This window comes from Polymorphobacter sp., from assembly GCF_048007885.1.
Lineage (GTDB): Bacteria > Pseudomonadota > Alphaproteobacteria > Sphingomonadales > Sphingomonadaceae > Sandarakinorhabdus.
Genome location: NZ_CP180346.1, coordinates 21,842 through 35,378, shown reverse-complemented (window position 1 = coordinate 35,378; position 13,537 = coordinate 21,842). Strand labels below are relative to the sequence as shown.

At 64.7% G+C, this 13,537-nt stretch carries 9 protein-coding genes; 8 read left to right on the top strand and 1 reads right to left on the bottom strand.

The features are described 5' to 3' along the window. The first annotated feature begins 22 nt into the window (after positions 1–22). The 3 genes from ACMVO5_RS00155 (at position 23) to ACMVO5_RS00145 (ending at position 4,192) form a co-directional block, all read left to right on the top strand. Positions 23–2,656: a TonB-dependent receptor gene (locus tag ACMVO5_RS00155; protein ID WP_416908067.1), complete on the top strand. Its 2,634-nt coding sequence runs from the start codon at positions 23–25 to the stop codon at positions 2,654–2,656. Between the two features lie 8 nt (positions 2,657–2,664). Beyond that, positions 2,665–3,063: a hypothetical protein gene (locus ACMVO5_RS00150; protein ID WP_416908065.1), complete on the top strand. Its 399-nt coding sequence runs from the start codon at positions 2,665–2,667 to the stop codon at positions 3,061–3,063. Positions 3,064–3,157: 94 nt separating this feature from the next. Beyond that, positions 3,158–4,192 (top strand): alpha/beta fold hydrolase, encoded by a 1,035-nt coding sequence (locus ACMVO5_RS00145; protein ID WP_416908064.1) that lies wholly within the window; start codon positions 3,158–3,160, stop codon positions 4,190–4,192. 16 nt (positions 4,193–4,208) lie between these two features. On the opposite strand, the gene ACMVO5_RS00140 is transcribed toward ACMVO5_RS00145, so the two are convergent. After that, on the bottom strand, positions 4,209–5,672 hold the full coding sequence (locus tag ACMVO5_RS00140; protein WP_416908063.1) for an MFS transporter: 1,464 nt from the start codon (positions 5,670–5,672) through the stop codon (positions 4,209–4,211). A gap of 126 nt (positions 5,673–5,798) precedes the next feature. Between ACMVO5_RS00140 and ACMVO5_RS00135 the strand changes: the two genes are divergently transcribed. The 5 genes from ACMVO5_RS00135 (at position 5,799) to ACMVO5_RS00115 (ending at position 13,535) form a co-directional block, all read left to right on the top strand. After that, positions 5,799–6,419, top strand: coding sequence for a TetR/AcrR family transcriptional regulator (locus tag ACMVO5_RS00135; RefSeq protein ID WP_416908062.1), 621 nt, complete (start codon positions 5,799–5,801; stop codon positions 6,417–6,419). Between the two features lie 167 nt (positions 6,420–6,586). Continuing rightward, positions 6,587–8,437 (top strand): flavin-containing monooxygenase, encoded by a 1,851-nt coding sequence (locus tag ACMVO5_RS00130; RefSeq protein ID WP_416908061.1) that lies wholly within the window; start codon positions 6,587–6,589, stop codon positions 8,435–8,437. Positions 8,438–8,638: 201 nt separating this feature from the next. Beyond that, positions 8,639–11,662, top strand: coding sequence for a TonB-dependent receptor (locus tag ACMVO5_RS00125; RefSeq protein WP_416908060.1), 3,024 nt, complete (start codon positions 8,639–8,641; stop codon positions 11,660–11,662). Further along, a complete protein-coding gene (locus ACMVO5_RS00120) occupies positions 11,659–12,393 on the top strand; it encodes a hypothetical protein (RefSeq protein ID WP_416908059.1) in 735 nt (244 codons plus the stop codon). Before ACMVO5_RS00125 ends, ACMVO5_RS00120 begins: the two co-directional genes overlap by 4 nt. Further along, entirely contained in the window at positions 12,345–13,535 is a 1,191-nt protein-coding gene (locus ACMVO5_RS00115) for a phosphodiester glycosidase family protein (RefSeq protein ID WP_416908058.1), read from the top strand. The genes ACMVO5_RS00120 and ACMVO5_RS00115 overlap by 49 nt, the downstream gene beginning before the upstream one ends. The last annotated feature ends 2 nt before the right edge of the window (positions 13,536–13,537 follow it).

The following is a 13,537-nucleotide window of genomic DNA, read 5'->3' as shown; positions in this document are numbered from 1 at the left end:
AGTTCACATCGGAAATCCGTTCTTGTCGTGGCGCGCGGCGCTGGCGCTCGGGGCCGCGCTGCCAGCCCTGTTGATTGGCCTTGCCGCGCCGCTTCATGCTCAGGAGTTGACTGACGCTGATCCCGATGGGGCGGATGCGCAGGCGTCACGTGTCCCGATGATCGTGGTGACGGCAACCAAGCGCGAGCAGACCCTGCAGGAAACCCCGGTCGCGGTGTCGGTCGTGAGCGCCGAGGACATTGAGCGGGCCGAAGTTCAGGACCTGCTGGATTTGCAGACGCTGGTCCCCTCGCTTGCCGTGCGGCAGGGGCAGACGTCGGGCAACACCACCTTCTTCATCCGCGGCTTCGGCAATGGCCAGAACGCGATCGGGCTTGAGCCGTCGGTCGGCGTGTTCATCGACGGGGTCTATCGCTCGCGCTCGGCGGCGTCGATTTCCGACCTGCCCAATCTCGAACGGGTCGAGGTGCTGCGGGGACCGCAGTCGACGCTGTTTGGCAAGAATGCCTCGGCCGGGGTGATTTCGGTCACCACCCGCAAGCCGCAGTTCGAGTTTGGCGGCATGCTCGAGACCAGCATCGGCAATTACGGCCTGCGCCGCATCGATGCGACCGTGACCGGGCCGCTGACCGACACCCTCGCCGCCTCGCTGTCGGCCAATCTCAACCGGCGGGACGGCGTTTTTGAAGACCTTGGCACGGGCCAGGACTATAACCAGCGCGATCGCTGGGGCGTGCGCGGCGATATCCTGTGGAAGCCGTCGGTTGACGTCGCTTTGCGCCTGATCGCCGACTATGACAGCATCGACGAGGTGTGCTGCGGCATCACCAATCTGATCGAAGGGCCGACCGGCGCCAGCATCAGGGCGTTGGGCGGGCAATTCGTGTCTGAAGATCCGTTTTCCTATGAGGTCTTTCAGGACGTTGTCCCGGCCAACAGGATCGAGAATACGGGCGTTTCGCTGGAAGGCGATTTTGATCTGGGCTTTGCCGCGCTGACCAGCATCACGGCCTATCGGCGCAACGAAAGCAGTTCGGCGTTCGACGCCGACGTGACCGATCTCGAGCTCTACGGCCCGGTCGCCCAACAGAGCGACATCAAGACCTTCACCCAGGAAATACGCCTGCAATCGACCGGGGCGGGCAATTTCATCGACTGGACGATTGGTGGTCTTTATTTCGACGAGACGCTGGATGTGACCAACCAGCTGATGAATGGCGCGGATTTCCGCCCTTATGTCGGAACCTTCATAGGGGGCCAGCAGGCACTGGCCAATCTGGAGGCCTTGATCACCCAGAGCACCGGGACCCGTCCGCCCACGCTGGGCGGCGCGGGCCAGGGGATCAGCGATCGCAGCCATCAGGACAATGAGGCCTGGTCAGTCTTCGCGTCGGCAGATCTCAATCTGACCGACCGGCTGACCCTGACGCTTGGCATCAGCCACACCGAGGACCGGAAGCAGGTCAGCGTGAACGCGGTCAGCACCGAGGCCTTGTCGAACCAGAATCTCGACCAGCTGGGCTATGCTGCCACCTTGTCGCAGCTCTTGGTCGCGCGGGGCATCAATCCGACGAACCCCGCTCAGGTCGGGATGTTCATACAGGCAAATCCGCAGGCCTATGGGCAGCTTCAGCAACAGGCGCTGGCGGTTGCGCAAGGTCCCAACAGTCCGTTCAATGCGTTGCGCGCCCTGCAGCCCTTTCCCGCCTTTCTCGGCTTTCCCAACGCGGTCGAAGACGGGATGAGCAGAGACAACAGCACCGATTTCACCGCGCGGCTGGCCTATGACGTGACCGACAACATCAATGTCTATGCCGCCTATGCGACCGGCTTCAAGGCGACGTCGTGGAACCTTTCACGCCAGAGCCGCCCGTTTGCGGCGGACTATACGCCCGGCAATCCGGTGTTTGATCGGTTCACCCAGCGGCCGGTGTTCGTGACCCCCTCCTCGCCGATCACCGATGCCGGGCTCAGCCTCATCAACCTGTCAACCGGCACCCGCTTCGCCGGCCCCGAGGATGCCGAAGTCTATGAGCTGGGGCTCAAGGCGGCCTTTGACAGGCTGAGCTTCAATCTCACCGTGTTCGACCAGACGATCAGGAACTTCCAGACCAACGTCTTCCTGGAGGACGGCTTTGTGCTGGCCAATGCCGCCGAGCAATCGACCTTCGGGGTGGAGTTTGATTTTACCTGGAACCCCACTGCGGGCCTCACCCTCTCGGGCGGCGCGACCTTCCTCGATCCGGTTTATGACAGCTTCCCCAACTTCGGCGACGGGATCGATATTTCCGGCCAGCGGCCGCAGGGCATCGCCGATACCCAGTTCAGCCTTGCGGCCAATTACGTCTTCAGGATTGGCAGCAAGGACGCCTTTGTGCGGGCCGACTGGCAGCATATCGGCGATTCGGCGTTTTTCGATGATCCCGCGCAGCAGGCGATTTTCGATGCGGCGGGCTATACGCGCGAGCAGAATCTGATCAACGCCTCGCTGGGGATCCGGATGCGGAGCGGGTTTGCCGTGAGCCTGTGGGCGCGCAACCTGCTGAATGACGAGTATCTGATCTTTGCCAGCCCGACGGTGCTTCAGGCCGGCTCGTTCAGTGGTGCGCCCGGCCAGCCGCGCACCTTCGGCGTGACCTTGCGCCGGACGTTCTGAGGCGGATGATGGCCAGATTCTTGCGCGCCCTTGTCAAGCTGCCGCCGCTGCTGCTGGCGCTGATCTTCGGGCTTCAAGGCCTGATGTGGCTGATCAATCCCGCCAGGGCCGCAAGGTTCTGGGGGTTTGCCGTGCCTGAGCCCGGCTTCGGCCTCAGCTCGATGATTGGCGCGTTGGCGGGCTGGTCCCTGACCATCGCCATATGCCTGTCGCTGGCGCTGATCCGCCAGCAGCGCGTCTGGTATTATCCGCCGATGATGATCTTCGGTGTGCTCGCGCTCGGGCGGATCGTCGCGGGCACCGTGCACGGCGCGCCGCTCCTGCCCGAACGGTTCATTCCTGAACTGGTCTTTGTCGCCCTGCTGTATCTCGCCGCACGTGCGACGGGTGCGCCGCGCGACGCTTGAACAGCGCGCGGAACCGCGTTAGAGCTGCGGTGTAATGCATCGCATTACACCAGTCTTTTTGCAGCGCGGCCCGCAGGGCACAGGAGAGCCGGGGATGATGATGAAATTGCTGATCGGGCTTGGCATCCTGGTGGTCGTGGTGGTCATCGGCCTGCTGTGGATGACCCGCGAAGGCGGGGTGGTGACGCCGCAGGGATCAGGCACCGTGACCACAGCTTCGGGCACATTCGAAGCCTTTCCGCTGCCCGATTATGCTGCTGCGGCCCTGCCCAAAGGGTATAAGAGCTATCTTCTCGAAGTCGAACCGGGCATCAAGATTCACGTGCTGGAAGCCGGGACCGGCATCCCGGTCTATCTCCAGCATGGCAACCCCACCAACGGCCTGCTTTACCGCAAGATCTGGCAGGAACTGCCGACCGGCCGGATGCGGCTGATCATGCCGACCATGGTCGGGCTCGGCTTCTCCACCAAAATCCCGGCGAGCCAGCACACGCTCGACAACCATGTGCGCTGGATGAACGCGGCGCTGCGCAAGCTCGATCTGGGCGGGCTGGTCTATGTCGGGCAGGATTGGGGCGGCGCCGTCGGGCTGGGCGCGCTGATGCGCTCGCCCGAGCTGCTGGAGGGCATGGTGCTGCTCAACACCGGGTTCATGGCGCCCAAGGAGAAGTTCGAGCTCTCGCGCCCCCATGCGATCGCCGCCACCCCGATCGTTGGCGAGATTCTGCTGGAGAATGTCGTCTCGTTGTTCGACCGGCTGCATGAGGCGCAGGGTGATCCGGCCTCGATCCCGCCGCAGGTCGCCGCACTTTATGCCCGCCCGGTGCGCGAGAGCGGCAACATCAAGGGCCCGCTGGCGCTGATGCGGATGGTGCCGACGGGTCCGGACCACCCCACCTCCCCGCCGATGAGCGAGATCGAGGCCTATGCCCGCAGGCTCGATGTGCCGACCGAAATCGTGTGGGGGATGCGCGACCCGATCCTTGCCCGCATCCTGCCGGCGGTCACCGCGATGTTCCCCAAGGCCCGCCTGACCGAGACCGAGGGCGGGCATTTCCTCCAGGAAGAGGTGCCGGTCGAGATCGCCGAAGCCATCGAACGCGTGGTCGCAGCGGTGGAGGCGAGGTAAGCGGCACCAGCGAAGGTCAGCGACCAAGCCGGCGCAGGTTCTCGGCGTGGCTGGCCTCGTCGATCTGGTAATGCGCGATGACGGCGATCATGCCGAGCCACAGCGCCAGCACCAGCGGCACATAGGCAGCGCCCATCCACCACAGCGTGTCGGCGCCGACCTCTTCGACCTTGGCGCCGGCGGGCAAGGCGGCGAATGTCAGCACCGCGCTCGCCGCCATCACGCCGAGGCCGCGCACCGACTTGTCGACGAAGGTCTCGGCCGCGTTGAAGACGCCTTCCGAGCGCCGCCCGGTCTTGACCTCGCTGTCTTCGACCAGATCGGCCAGCATCGCGGCGAACAGGATCTGGAAGCTGATGATCAGGCCGACATCGATGACCTGCGCGCCCAGCACGAACCAGAACACGAAGGGGTCTTCATTGGGCGGCAGCAGGTCCAGCAGCCGCAGGACAATCGGCAGCGGCGCGCCGAGAAAGGCGATAAGGCCGACGATGATCGCGCCGCGCTTCTTGCCGAGGCGGCGCGAGACGATGGGCGCGAGCACGAGGCCGATCAGCGCCGCAGCAAAGGTGCCAAGGAACAGCATGCCGGTTTCGATCTCGCTGAAGCCCCAGAAATAGGTGAAGAAATAGAGCGACATGCCTGAGCTCAAGCCCGCGGCAATGCCGAACAGCATGGCGCCTGCGAACAGCGCGAGGAAGGAGCGGTTTGACAGCGTTTCGAACAATTCGCCGAAGATCAGCTTGAGGGTGAAGCGGCGCCTCGGCGGCGCGGGCGTGAGATAGGGGATGCGCGAATGGGTGCCGATCGATCCGACCAGGATCGACAGCAGGATCACCACTGCTGCGACCATGCCATAGGTGAGATAGGCCTCGGGATTGAAGCGGCCATCGGGAATCGCCGGTGTTTTCGAGCGCGGGAAGAGGATGAAGAACATCCACACCGACACCGCATTGCCCCCGGTCCAGCCGAGGAAATAGCGCAGGCCGATCAGCGACGTGCGCGCACCGTAATCGGGGGTCAGATCGGGGGTGAGCGCGGCGGACGGGGTGCGGTAGAAGGTGATGGCGGTGCGCACGGTCACGGCCAGCACCAGCAGATACCAGAACAGCACGGTCTGGCTGGCGCCCTGGGGCGGCGACCACAGCAGGAAGAAGCTCAGCGCCACCGGGATTGCCGAGGCATACATCATCGGATGACGCCGACCCCAGCGCGAGTGGAAATTGTCAGACCAGTAGCCGACGATGGGATCGCTGATGGCATCGCAGACCAGTGCGATCAGGATTGCCAGCCCCACCAGCCGGGCGTCGAGCCCGACCACCTGGCTGTAGAAGATCAGCAGGAAGAATTCGAAGGCCCCTGTTGCCACCCCGGGTGCGACGGCACCCAAGCCGAAGGCCAGCTTCGTCCAGCGCCCAAGCGGCGGCACTGCGCCCGCAGGCGGTTTCGCGGCGGTGGCGCCGTGGTCAGCATCATGCACAGGCGCTCTCCCCAAGGCGCGTGATACCGGGGCATTACAATCTGTCCCCGGCTTGCTATCTCTGTCCAAGGGATGATAGCCTATCGGCCCTTGCCAGTATAATGCTAGGCATTAATAGCGAGCATCATGGAAGTTTCAAGCCGTCTGGACACCAAGGCCGAACTGCTGCGATCAGCCGAGCGGCTGATTGCCGAAAAGGGACTGGGCTCGGTCTCGGTCAAGATGATCACCACCGATGCCGGGGCGCGCAATCCCAGCGCGGTGCATTATCATTTCGGCAGCATCGAGAGCCTGATCGAGGAAGTGTTTGCCAAGCGCTACCGCGAGATCGAGGCCGAGCGGGCGAGGCGGCTGGAGCGGATCACCGACGTCGAACCCATGGGCCGGCTGGTGGCGCTGCTCGAAGCGGCGATGGGACCCTTTCTGGAAGCCTGTCTTGAAGACAATGGCCGCGTCTATGCCCGGTTCTGCCTTCAGTTCGTGTCGGATCCGCGGTTCGACTACGCCAAGCTGATCATGAATACCGGGGCGCAGACCTTCGCGCAGCTGGGCAAGGAGATCATCGCCTGCCTGCCGCACATTCCGCTTGAAAAACTGGACCCCCGGATGCGGCAGAGTTTCGTCATTTCGCTGGTGCAGGCCGTGAGCTTTGCCCGCGCGGTCGAGGCGGGGACGGCGCCGCCTGTTGACGCTGCGCTGCGGGAGGCGGCCACCTGCCTGGCGGCCTATCTGAGCGCGCCTGCATAGCGCTGGTCATCACGCTCACTTGACAATATAATGTGATGCATTAAACCCTTTGCATCGTAGCGCGGTGGCTGCTGCTGCGCTGCGCTGGCAGCCCATCGCAAACGGTTCTGGCCTGCCGGTCGCGGCGGGCCATGCGGTGCGGCGCGCCCGCCAAGTGAGGGATTTGCATGATGACGCGAGTGCTCGACAAGGCTGACATCAAGGCGAAATACGCTGCCGAACGCGCAAAACGGCTGCGCCCCGAGGGCAATGATCAGTATCAGCGGCTCTCGGGCAAGTTCGCCGCGCTCGCGGCTGATCCTTACACGCCCTATGTCGAGCGCGCGCCGGTGGCTGATCATGTCACCTTCGCCTTTGTCGGGGCCGGCATGTCCGGGCTTGTCGTCGGCGCGCGGCTGAAGGAGGCGGGGGTGGGCAGTTTCCGCCTGATCGACAAGGCCGGCGGCGTTGGCGGCACCTGGTACTGGAACCGCTATCCTGGCGCGCGCTGCGACACGGCGGCGATGATCTACCTGCCGTTGCTCGACGAGACCGGCTATATGCCGAGCGAGAAATATGTCCGCGGCCCCGAAATTCTCGCCCATTGCGAGCGGATCGCCAAACATTATGACCTTTACGACAAGGCCCTGTTTCACACCGAGGTGTCGAGCATCGAATGGCAGGAGGCCGCACGGGTCTGGCGGATCACCACCAACCGCGGCGACGATTTCACCGCCAAATATGTCGCGATCGGCACCGGGCCGCTGCACGTGGCCAAGCTGCCGGGCATCCCGGGAATCGAGAATTTCCTCGGCAAGTCGTTCCATACCAGCCGCTGGGATTATGATTATACCGGCGGCGATGCGGGCGGCGCGCCGATGGACAAGCTTGCCGACAAGCGGGTCGCGGTGATCGGCACCGGGGCGACCAGCGTGCAATGCATCCCGCAGCTCGCCCGGACGGCCAGGCAGCTCTTCGTGTTCCAGCGCACGCCGTCTTCGGTCGATGTGCGCGGCAATCATCCCATTGATCCGCAGTGGTTTGAAAGCATCGTCAGCCCGGGCTGGCAGAAGCGCTGGATGGACAATTTCGTCGAGAACATGGGCGGCGGCTTCCCGGCCGAAGATCTGATCAATGACGGCTGGACCGATATCTCGCGCCGCATCCGCACAAAGGCGCTGGGCGGCACGCCGCTGTGGCTGGCGCGGCTGCTGGTGCGGCTGCGCAAGGCGTTCAACATCGCGCCCAGCCAGCAAGGCACGGCCCGGGTGCAGGCTGCGTTCGAGAGCGCGGATATCGAGAAGATGGAGGAGATCCGCACCCGGATTGAAACCGTGGTCAAGGACCCCCGCACCGCAGAGCAGCTCAAGCCGTGGTATTCGCAGCTCTGCAAGCGCCCCTGTTTCAGCGACGAATATCTGCCGGCCTACAACGCCCCCAACGTCACGCTGGTTGATACCGATGGCAAGGGGGTTGAGCAGATCACCGAAACCGGACTGGTGGTGAACGGCACGCTCTACGAGGTCGATTGCATCGTCTATGCCTCGGGCTTTGAATATGGGGCCAACTTCCAGCTCAAGACCGGTTTCGACCTCAAGGGCCGCGGCGGGCAGATGCTGTCGAACTATTGGGCGGACGGGTTGCAGACCTTGCACGGCCTCCACATGCACGGCTTTCCCAACGCCTTTGCCGTGCAGATGAACCAGGCGGCCAACATGGTCTCGAACATTCCGCACAACATCGTCGATCATGCTGCGACCATCGCGCAGGTGGTCGCCCATGCCGAGCGCAATGGCCATGCCGAGATCGAGCCGACGCAGGAGGCGGTGAACGACTGGGTCAGGCTGATCCTGACGACACCGCCGTCGATGATCACCTCGGCGGATTGCACACCCGGATTCTGGAACAATGAAGGCCAGGGCTGGAACGAGAAATTTCGCCGCTCGCAAGGTCATCCCGGCGGGGCCCAGGGCTTTTTCCGTCATATCGAAGCCTGGCGCCGGGCGGGCGACTTCAAAGGCCTTGTCTTCAGCAAGTGACGGGCGTGAGGGGCGGGTGGCCGGTCGCGCCGGGCTTGCCAGGTGACCGCCTCTGCGCCCCGCCGCAGCGCCAGAATGATCGGCGGTATAGCCCTGGTTAATGCAATGCATTATATCAGGATGTCAGGGACGGTGTGGCGCGGACCTGAAGCTCTCTGGCCGCTCATGCATCGGACCCGCAACCCCTCTGGAGATTGTCCAATGAAAACCCTTGCGAAGATTGCTGCAATCGCCGCTGTGGCGATGATGCTGGCGCCGGCCGTTCATGCCGATGCCAATGATGACCGGATTGCCCAGATGCGGGCGAGATTCAAGGCCTCTGACAAGAACAAGGATGGCAAGCTGACCCAGCAGGAAGCCACTGACGGCGGGATGACCCTGATCGCTGCCAACTTCACTCGTATCGACACCGACAAGGACGGCTTTGTGACGATGGAGCAGCTCGAAGTCTCAGCTGGCAGCGCGCTCGAGGTAAGCGGCCAGCACGGAGCGCGTCGATCTGGTGGATCGGCGCGCTCCGCACCCCGGGACGGGGCCGGCCCGGGCCTTTTGATTGCCGCGCTGTCATGCGTGCGACTTTCAATCATCATGCAAAGTTCATGGGCGCGTCACGGCGCTGACCCGCTGATCTTTCATGGCTCTGGCTGCGTTGAACAGTCAGGGGTGTGTGGCATGACGGGTCGGGTTTCGGCATTTCGGGCGATGCTTTTTGCAGGGGTAGCGCTGACGGGGGCGCTGGCGGGGATGCCGGCATGGGCGCAGGCGCAGATGGCTTCGGTGGACGATGAAATCGTTGTCACCGGCTTCCGGGCGCAGAACCGGCTGGCGATCGAGGCCAAGCGCAATTCGGACATTGTCGCGGACTTTCTGAAGAGCGACGATATTGGCCAGCAGCCCGACTACAACATCGCCGACAGCTTTCGCCGGGTGCCGGGCGTGCAGACGATCTTTGATGAGGATGAGGGGCGTTATGTCTCGATCCGCGGCCTGAACCCGAGCTTCACCATCGGCGCCTTTGACGGCGCGACCATGGCGACCGCCGAGCGCGGCAACCGCCAGCTCAACATGGAGGCGATCCCTTCGACCTCGGTGTCGTCGCTGGAGGTGCTGAAATCCCGCACGCCCGATATCGAGGGCAATGCGATCGGCGGCTCGCTCAATCTGGTGACGCGCTCGGCCTTTGACCGGGACGGCACCTTCCTGATTGGCAATGCCATCTTTGGCCTGTCGGATTCGACCGCGGTGCCGGGGCTGGGGCTGAACCGGGGCAGCGACAACGGGCTGAGCGTGCGGCTGGACGGCACCTTTTCGACGCGCTTCGGGCCGGACGGCAATTATGGGATCATGGTGACGGGCACCTTCAGCCAGCGGCGGCGCGACCAGGAGCGACTGTTGCCGCAGGCGGTGCCGCTCGATACGCCGACGACGCCAGCGCCGCCGACCGGCCTGACCGACCTGCTCTGGTCCAACTATCCCAACACGGTGGACCGCTATGGCGGGACGGTGAAGCTGGAAGCGCGGCCGGTGCCGGGGCTGGAGGGGTCGGTCGCCTATACTTATTTCCAGCAGGACGACAATGAGCTGCGCCACACCCAGCGGGTGCGCAACCGGCCGGGCGACACCTTTGTGCGCTTCAACGACTTTCCGCTGAGGAAGCCGCTGCATGTGGTCAATGGCAAGCTCGCCTATGACACTGACGACCGGCATCATTTCAGGCTGCGTGGCAGCTATTCGCAGGCGACCTTTCTGGAGGCCTCGAACCAGCTGCGCTTCAATCTTGTCGGCGATGCGCCGAGCTTTGACCTGAACCGCGACGGGCCGAATGTCGTTTTGAGCAATCTTGAGGGCCGGGCGACCGACCCCGGCCAATATCGCTTCTCGCGCTATGATCCTTATGAGGACGATTCGACCGACAAGGTGAGCGAGGGCCAGTTTGATTATGGCTGGAACAACCAGCCGGGCGAGGACGGGCTGGGGCTGGGCACGGGCTACAAATATCGCAAGACGGTGCGCGACAACCAGCGCACGCAGAACATCTTCAATGCGGCACCCGATACCGACCTGCGGCTGACGCCGTTCACGCAGCAGGAATTTTATACGCCGATCTTCTCGGACTATAATCAGATCTTCATCGATTTCGAGGCGTTCCGCCGCTATTTCGACCGCAATCCGGATGACTTTGCCTTTGATGAGCGCAACAGCAACCGGCAGATCATCGGCGGCGACTGGCGTTTCGAGGAGGCAGTGAACGCGGCCTATGGTCTGGTGCGGCACAAGGGCGAGCGGCACATGATCATTGCCGGTGTGCGCTATGAAAAGACCAATGTGGCCGCGACCAGCGTGTCGCGCAGCATCGTGGACGGCGCGGATGTGTTCACGCCGATCACCCGGACCAATGACTATGACAACTTCCTGCCCTCGGTGACGGGCTATTTCGATATTCGCGACGATTTGCGGCTGCGCGCAGCCTGGTTCAAGGGCGTGGGCCGGCCCAACCCCAATTCGGTTTCGGGGCAGGAGATTGTGAACGCCGACAATTCGATCAGCCGGCCGAACTTTGCGCTGCAGCCGCGCCGGGCGGACAGCTATGAGGCCAGCCTTGAATATTACATGCCCGATGATCTGGGCATCATCGCGGTGGCGGCCTTTCACAAGACGATCAGCAACGAGATCTATACCTTCTCCGATATCGAGGTGATCGACGGGCAGGAGGTGTTGGTCAGCCAGCCGCGCAATGCGGAAGACGCCAAGGTGACGGGCTTTGAGGCCAATGTCATTTTGAACCGCTTCTTCTTCCTGCCCGGCCTGCTGTCGAATTTCGGGGCCTCGGCGAACATCACCGTGCTCGATGGCAGCATCACCATTCGCAACAACACCGACCGGCGCGATCTTGATCAGCTGCCGGGGCAGGCGCGGTTTCTGGCCAATGCGGCGCTCTTTTATGAGCAGGGGCCGTTCCGGGCGCGGCTGACCTATGCGCATGTCGGAGCGTTTCAGAGCAGCGTCAACGCCAGCAACCCGGCGGCGGACCGGACCGTGGCGGAGACCAACAATTTCGATTTCCAGACCCGTATCCGGGCCACGGACAATATCGAGATCATTGGCGAGGTGCGCAACCTGACCAACCAGGCGTCGCTGGCGCTGAGCGGGCCGAACCAGGACATCACCCGCGACGTCAGCTTCTTTGGCCGGCAGTTCTGGATCGGCGCGGCCTTTTCGCTGTGAGGGGGGCGCTGATTGCCGCTGTTCTGCTGGCAGGCGGGGTGTTCGCGCTCCGCGCGGGGGGCGCGGCGGCACAGGAGAGCCAGGTTTCGGGGCCGGTGGGGGCCGAGACCTGTGTGGCGCAGGACGGGCCGTGCGCGCTGGCGCCTGGCGTGAGCTACAGGCGGGTGGTGCGCAGCGGGGCGCAGCCGCTGGTGATGCACATTGCCGAGGTCGATCTGGGGGCGCCGGGGGTGCGGCTGGCGGTGACGCCGGGCGATGCCTCGGGCGGGCTGGAATATCGGGCGATGATGGCGAGCCGCTATCTGGCCACGAGCGGCGCGGTGCTGGCGGTGAATGCCAGCTATTTTCTGCCGTTCAAGGGGGGCAGCCGGGGCGGGCAGGATTTTGTGCCGGCTGACGGGGCGGCGGCGATGGTTTCGGGCGCGGTGATTTCGGGCGGCCAGCAGGTCTCGCCGGAAGAGGACATCGACGCGCGGGTGGACAGCATGATCTGCTTTGCTGAAGGGCGCGCGCAGATTGTGGCCGGGCAGCGCTGCCCCGAGGGCTTTTCTGAGGGGGTTTCGGCGGGGCCACGGCTGCTGATGGGCGGGCAGGCGGTGCCGCGCCGGCCACTGGGGCGCGACGGCGTGTTTCAGGGCGCGGTGCGGCTTTCCCCGAGGCTGAGGCCGAGGCGGCGCGGGCGATGGCCGAGCGGCCGGCGGGCGGCGGGCCGCGCACGGCGGTGGGGGTGAGCGGCGATGGCCGGCGGCTGTGGCTGGTGGTGGCCGACGGGCGGCAGCCGGGCTGGAGCCTGGGGGCGAGCGACGCGGATTTGCGGGCGCTGTTTGGCGAGCTGGGCGCGGTGGAGGCGATGAGCCTTGATGGCGGCGGCTCGGCGACGATGGTGGCGCGCGGGCCGGCGGGGCCGGTTGTGCTGAGCCGGCCGATCCATACCGGCGTGCCGGGGCGGGAGCGGCCGCTGGGCAACCATATCGGGGTGTTTGTGGAAGGCGCCGCAGCGGCGGCGCGCGGGCTTTCGGCGCTGCTGCCGCCGCGCGCGGCGCGCGAGGTGCCAAGGCTGAGCGCGACGATGGTGCGCAGCTACGGGGCCGCCGAGGCGCGGCAGGGCGTGGCCGTGGACGCCACGCATTTCTATGCCGTGGTGAACACCGCGATTGGCAAATATTCGCGCGCGACGGGCGCACTGGAGGCGCGCTGGGCGGGGCCGCGCGGCGGGCTGATCCGGCATCTGAACAGCTGCACGGTGGTGGCGCGCGATCTTGTGTGTGCGCATTCGAACCACCCCGAAGTGCCGATGAGCAGCTCGGTGGAGATCTGGGATACGGCGACGCTGGCGCACAAGGCGAGCCACAGCCTGGGCAACCGGGACGAGGGCTCGCTGACCATTGTCGAGCCTTACCGCGACGCGGGCGGCGAGGAGGGCTGGCTGTTGGGCTTTGCCCATTATTCGGACGAGACGGGGGTGCCGTTCAAATCCTCGGATTATTCGGGGCTGATCAGCGTGGACCGGGCGTGGCGGCGGACGGGGGGGTGGACGATTCCGCCCGCGATCAGGAAGCGGATGGCGCCGCAGGCGGCGTCGGGCGGGGCGATCGGGCCGGATGGGCTGCTGTATCTGTTCGGCCATACGCTGCCCGAAATGTATGTGATGGCGAAGCCGGCGATGGGGGCCGAGCTGCTGCATGTGGCGACGATTGCGCTGGAGGCCGGGGGGCAGGCCTTTGCCTTTGACCCGGTTGAGCCGCGGCACATCTTCACAATTGAGCGCGCGCGCGGCGAGGTGCGGGTGTTTGCGCTGCCTGAGCTGCCGCCGCTGCCGGCGGACGCGCGGCTGTTTGCGCGGCCCGCCACGGGGACGGCGAAAGCGCGCTGAAG

Excerpts from the sequence above, each read along its gene's own strand:
- ACMVO5_RS00150 (WP_416908065.1), top strand. The coding sequence starts at position 2,665 with ATGGCCAGATTCTTGCGCGCCCTTGTCAAGCTGCCGCCGCTGCTGCTG.
- ACMVO5_RS00145 (WP_416908064.1), top strand. The coding sequence starts at position 3,158 with ATGATGATGAAATTGCTGATCGGGCTTGGCATCCTGGTGGTCGTGGTG.
- ACMVO5_RS00135 (WP_416908062.1), top strand. The coding sequence starts at position 5,799 with ATGGAAGTTTCAAGCCGTCTGGACACCAAGGCCGAACTGCTGCGATCA.
- ACMVO5_RS00130 (WP_416908061.1), top strand. The coding sequence starts at position 6,587 with ATGATGACGCGAGTGCTCGACAAGGCTGACATCAAGGCGAAATACGCT.
- ACMVO5_RS00125 (WP_416908060.1), top strand. The coding sequence starts at position 8,639 with ATGAAAACCCTTGCGAAGATTGCTGCAATCGCCGCTGTGGCGATGATG.
- ACMVO5_RS00115 (WP_416908058.1), top strand. The coding sequence starts at position 12,345 with ATGGCCGAGCGGCCGGCGGGCGGCGGGCCGCGCACGGCGGTGGGGGTG.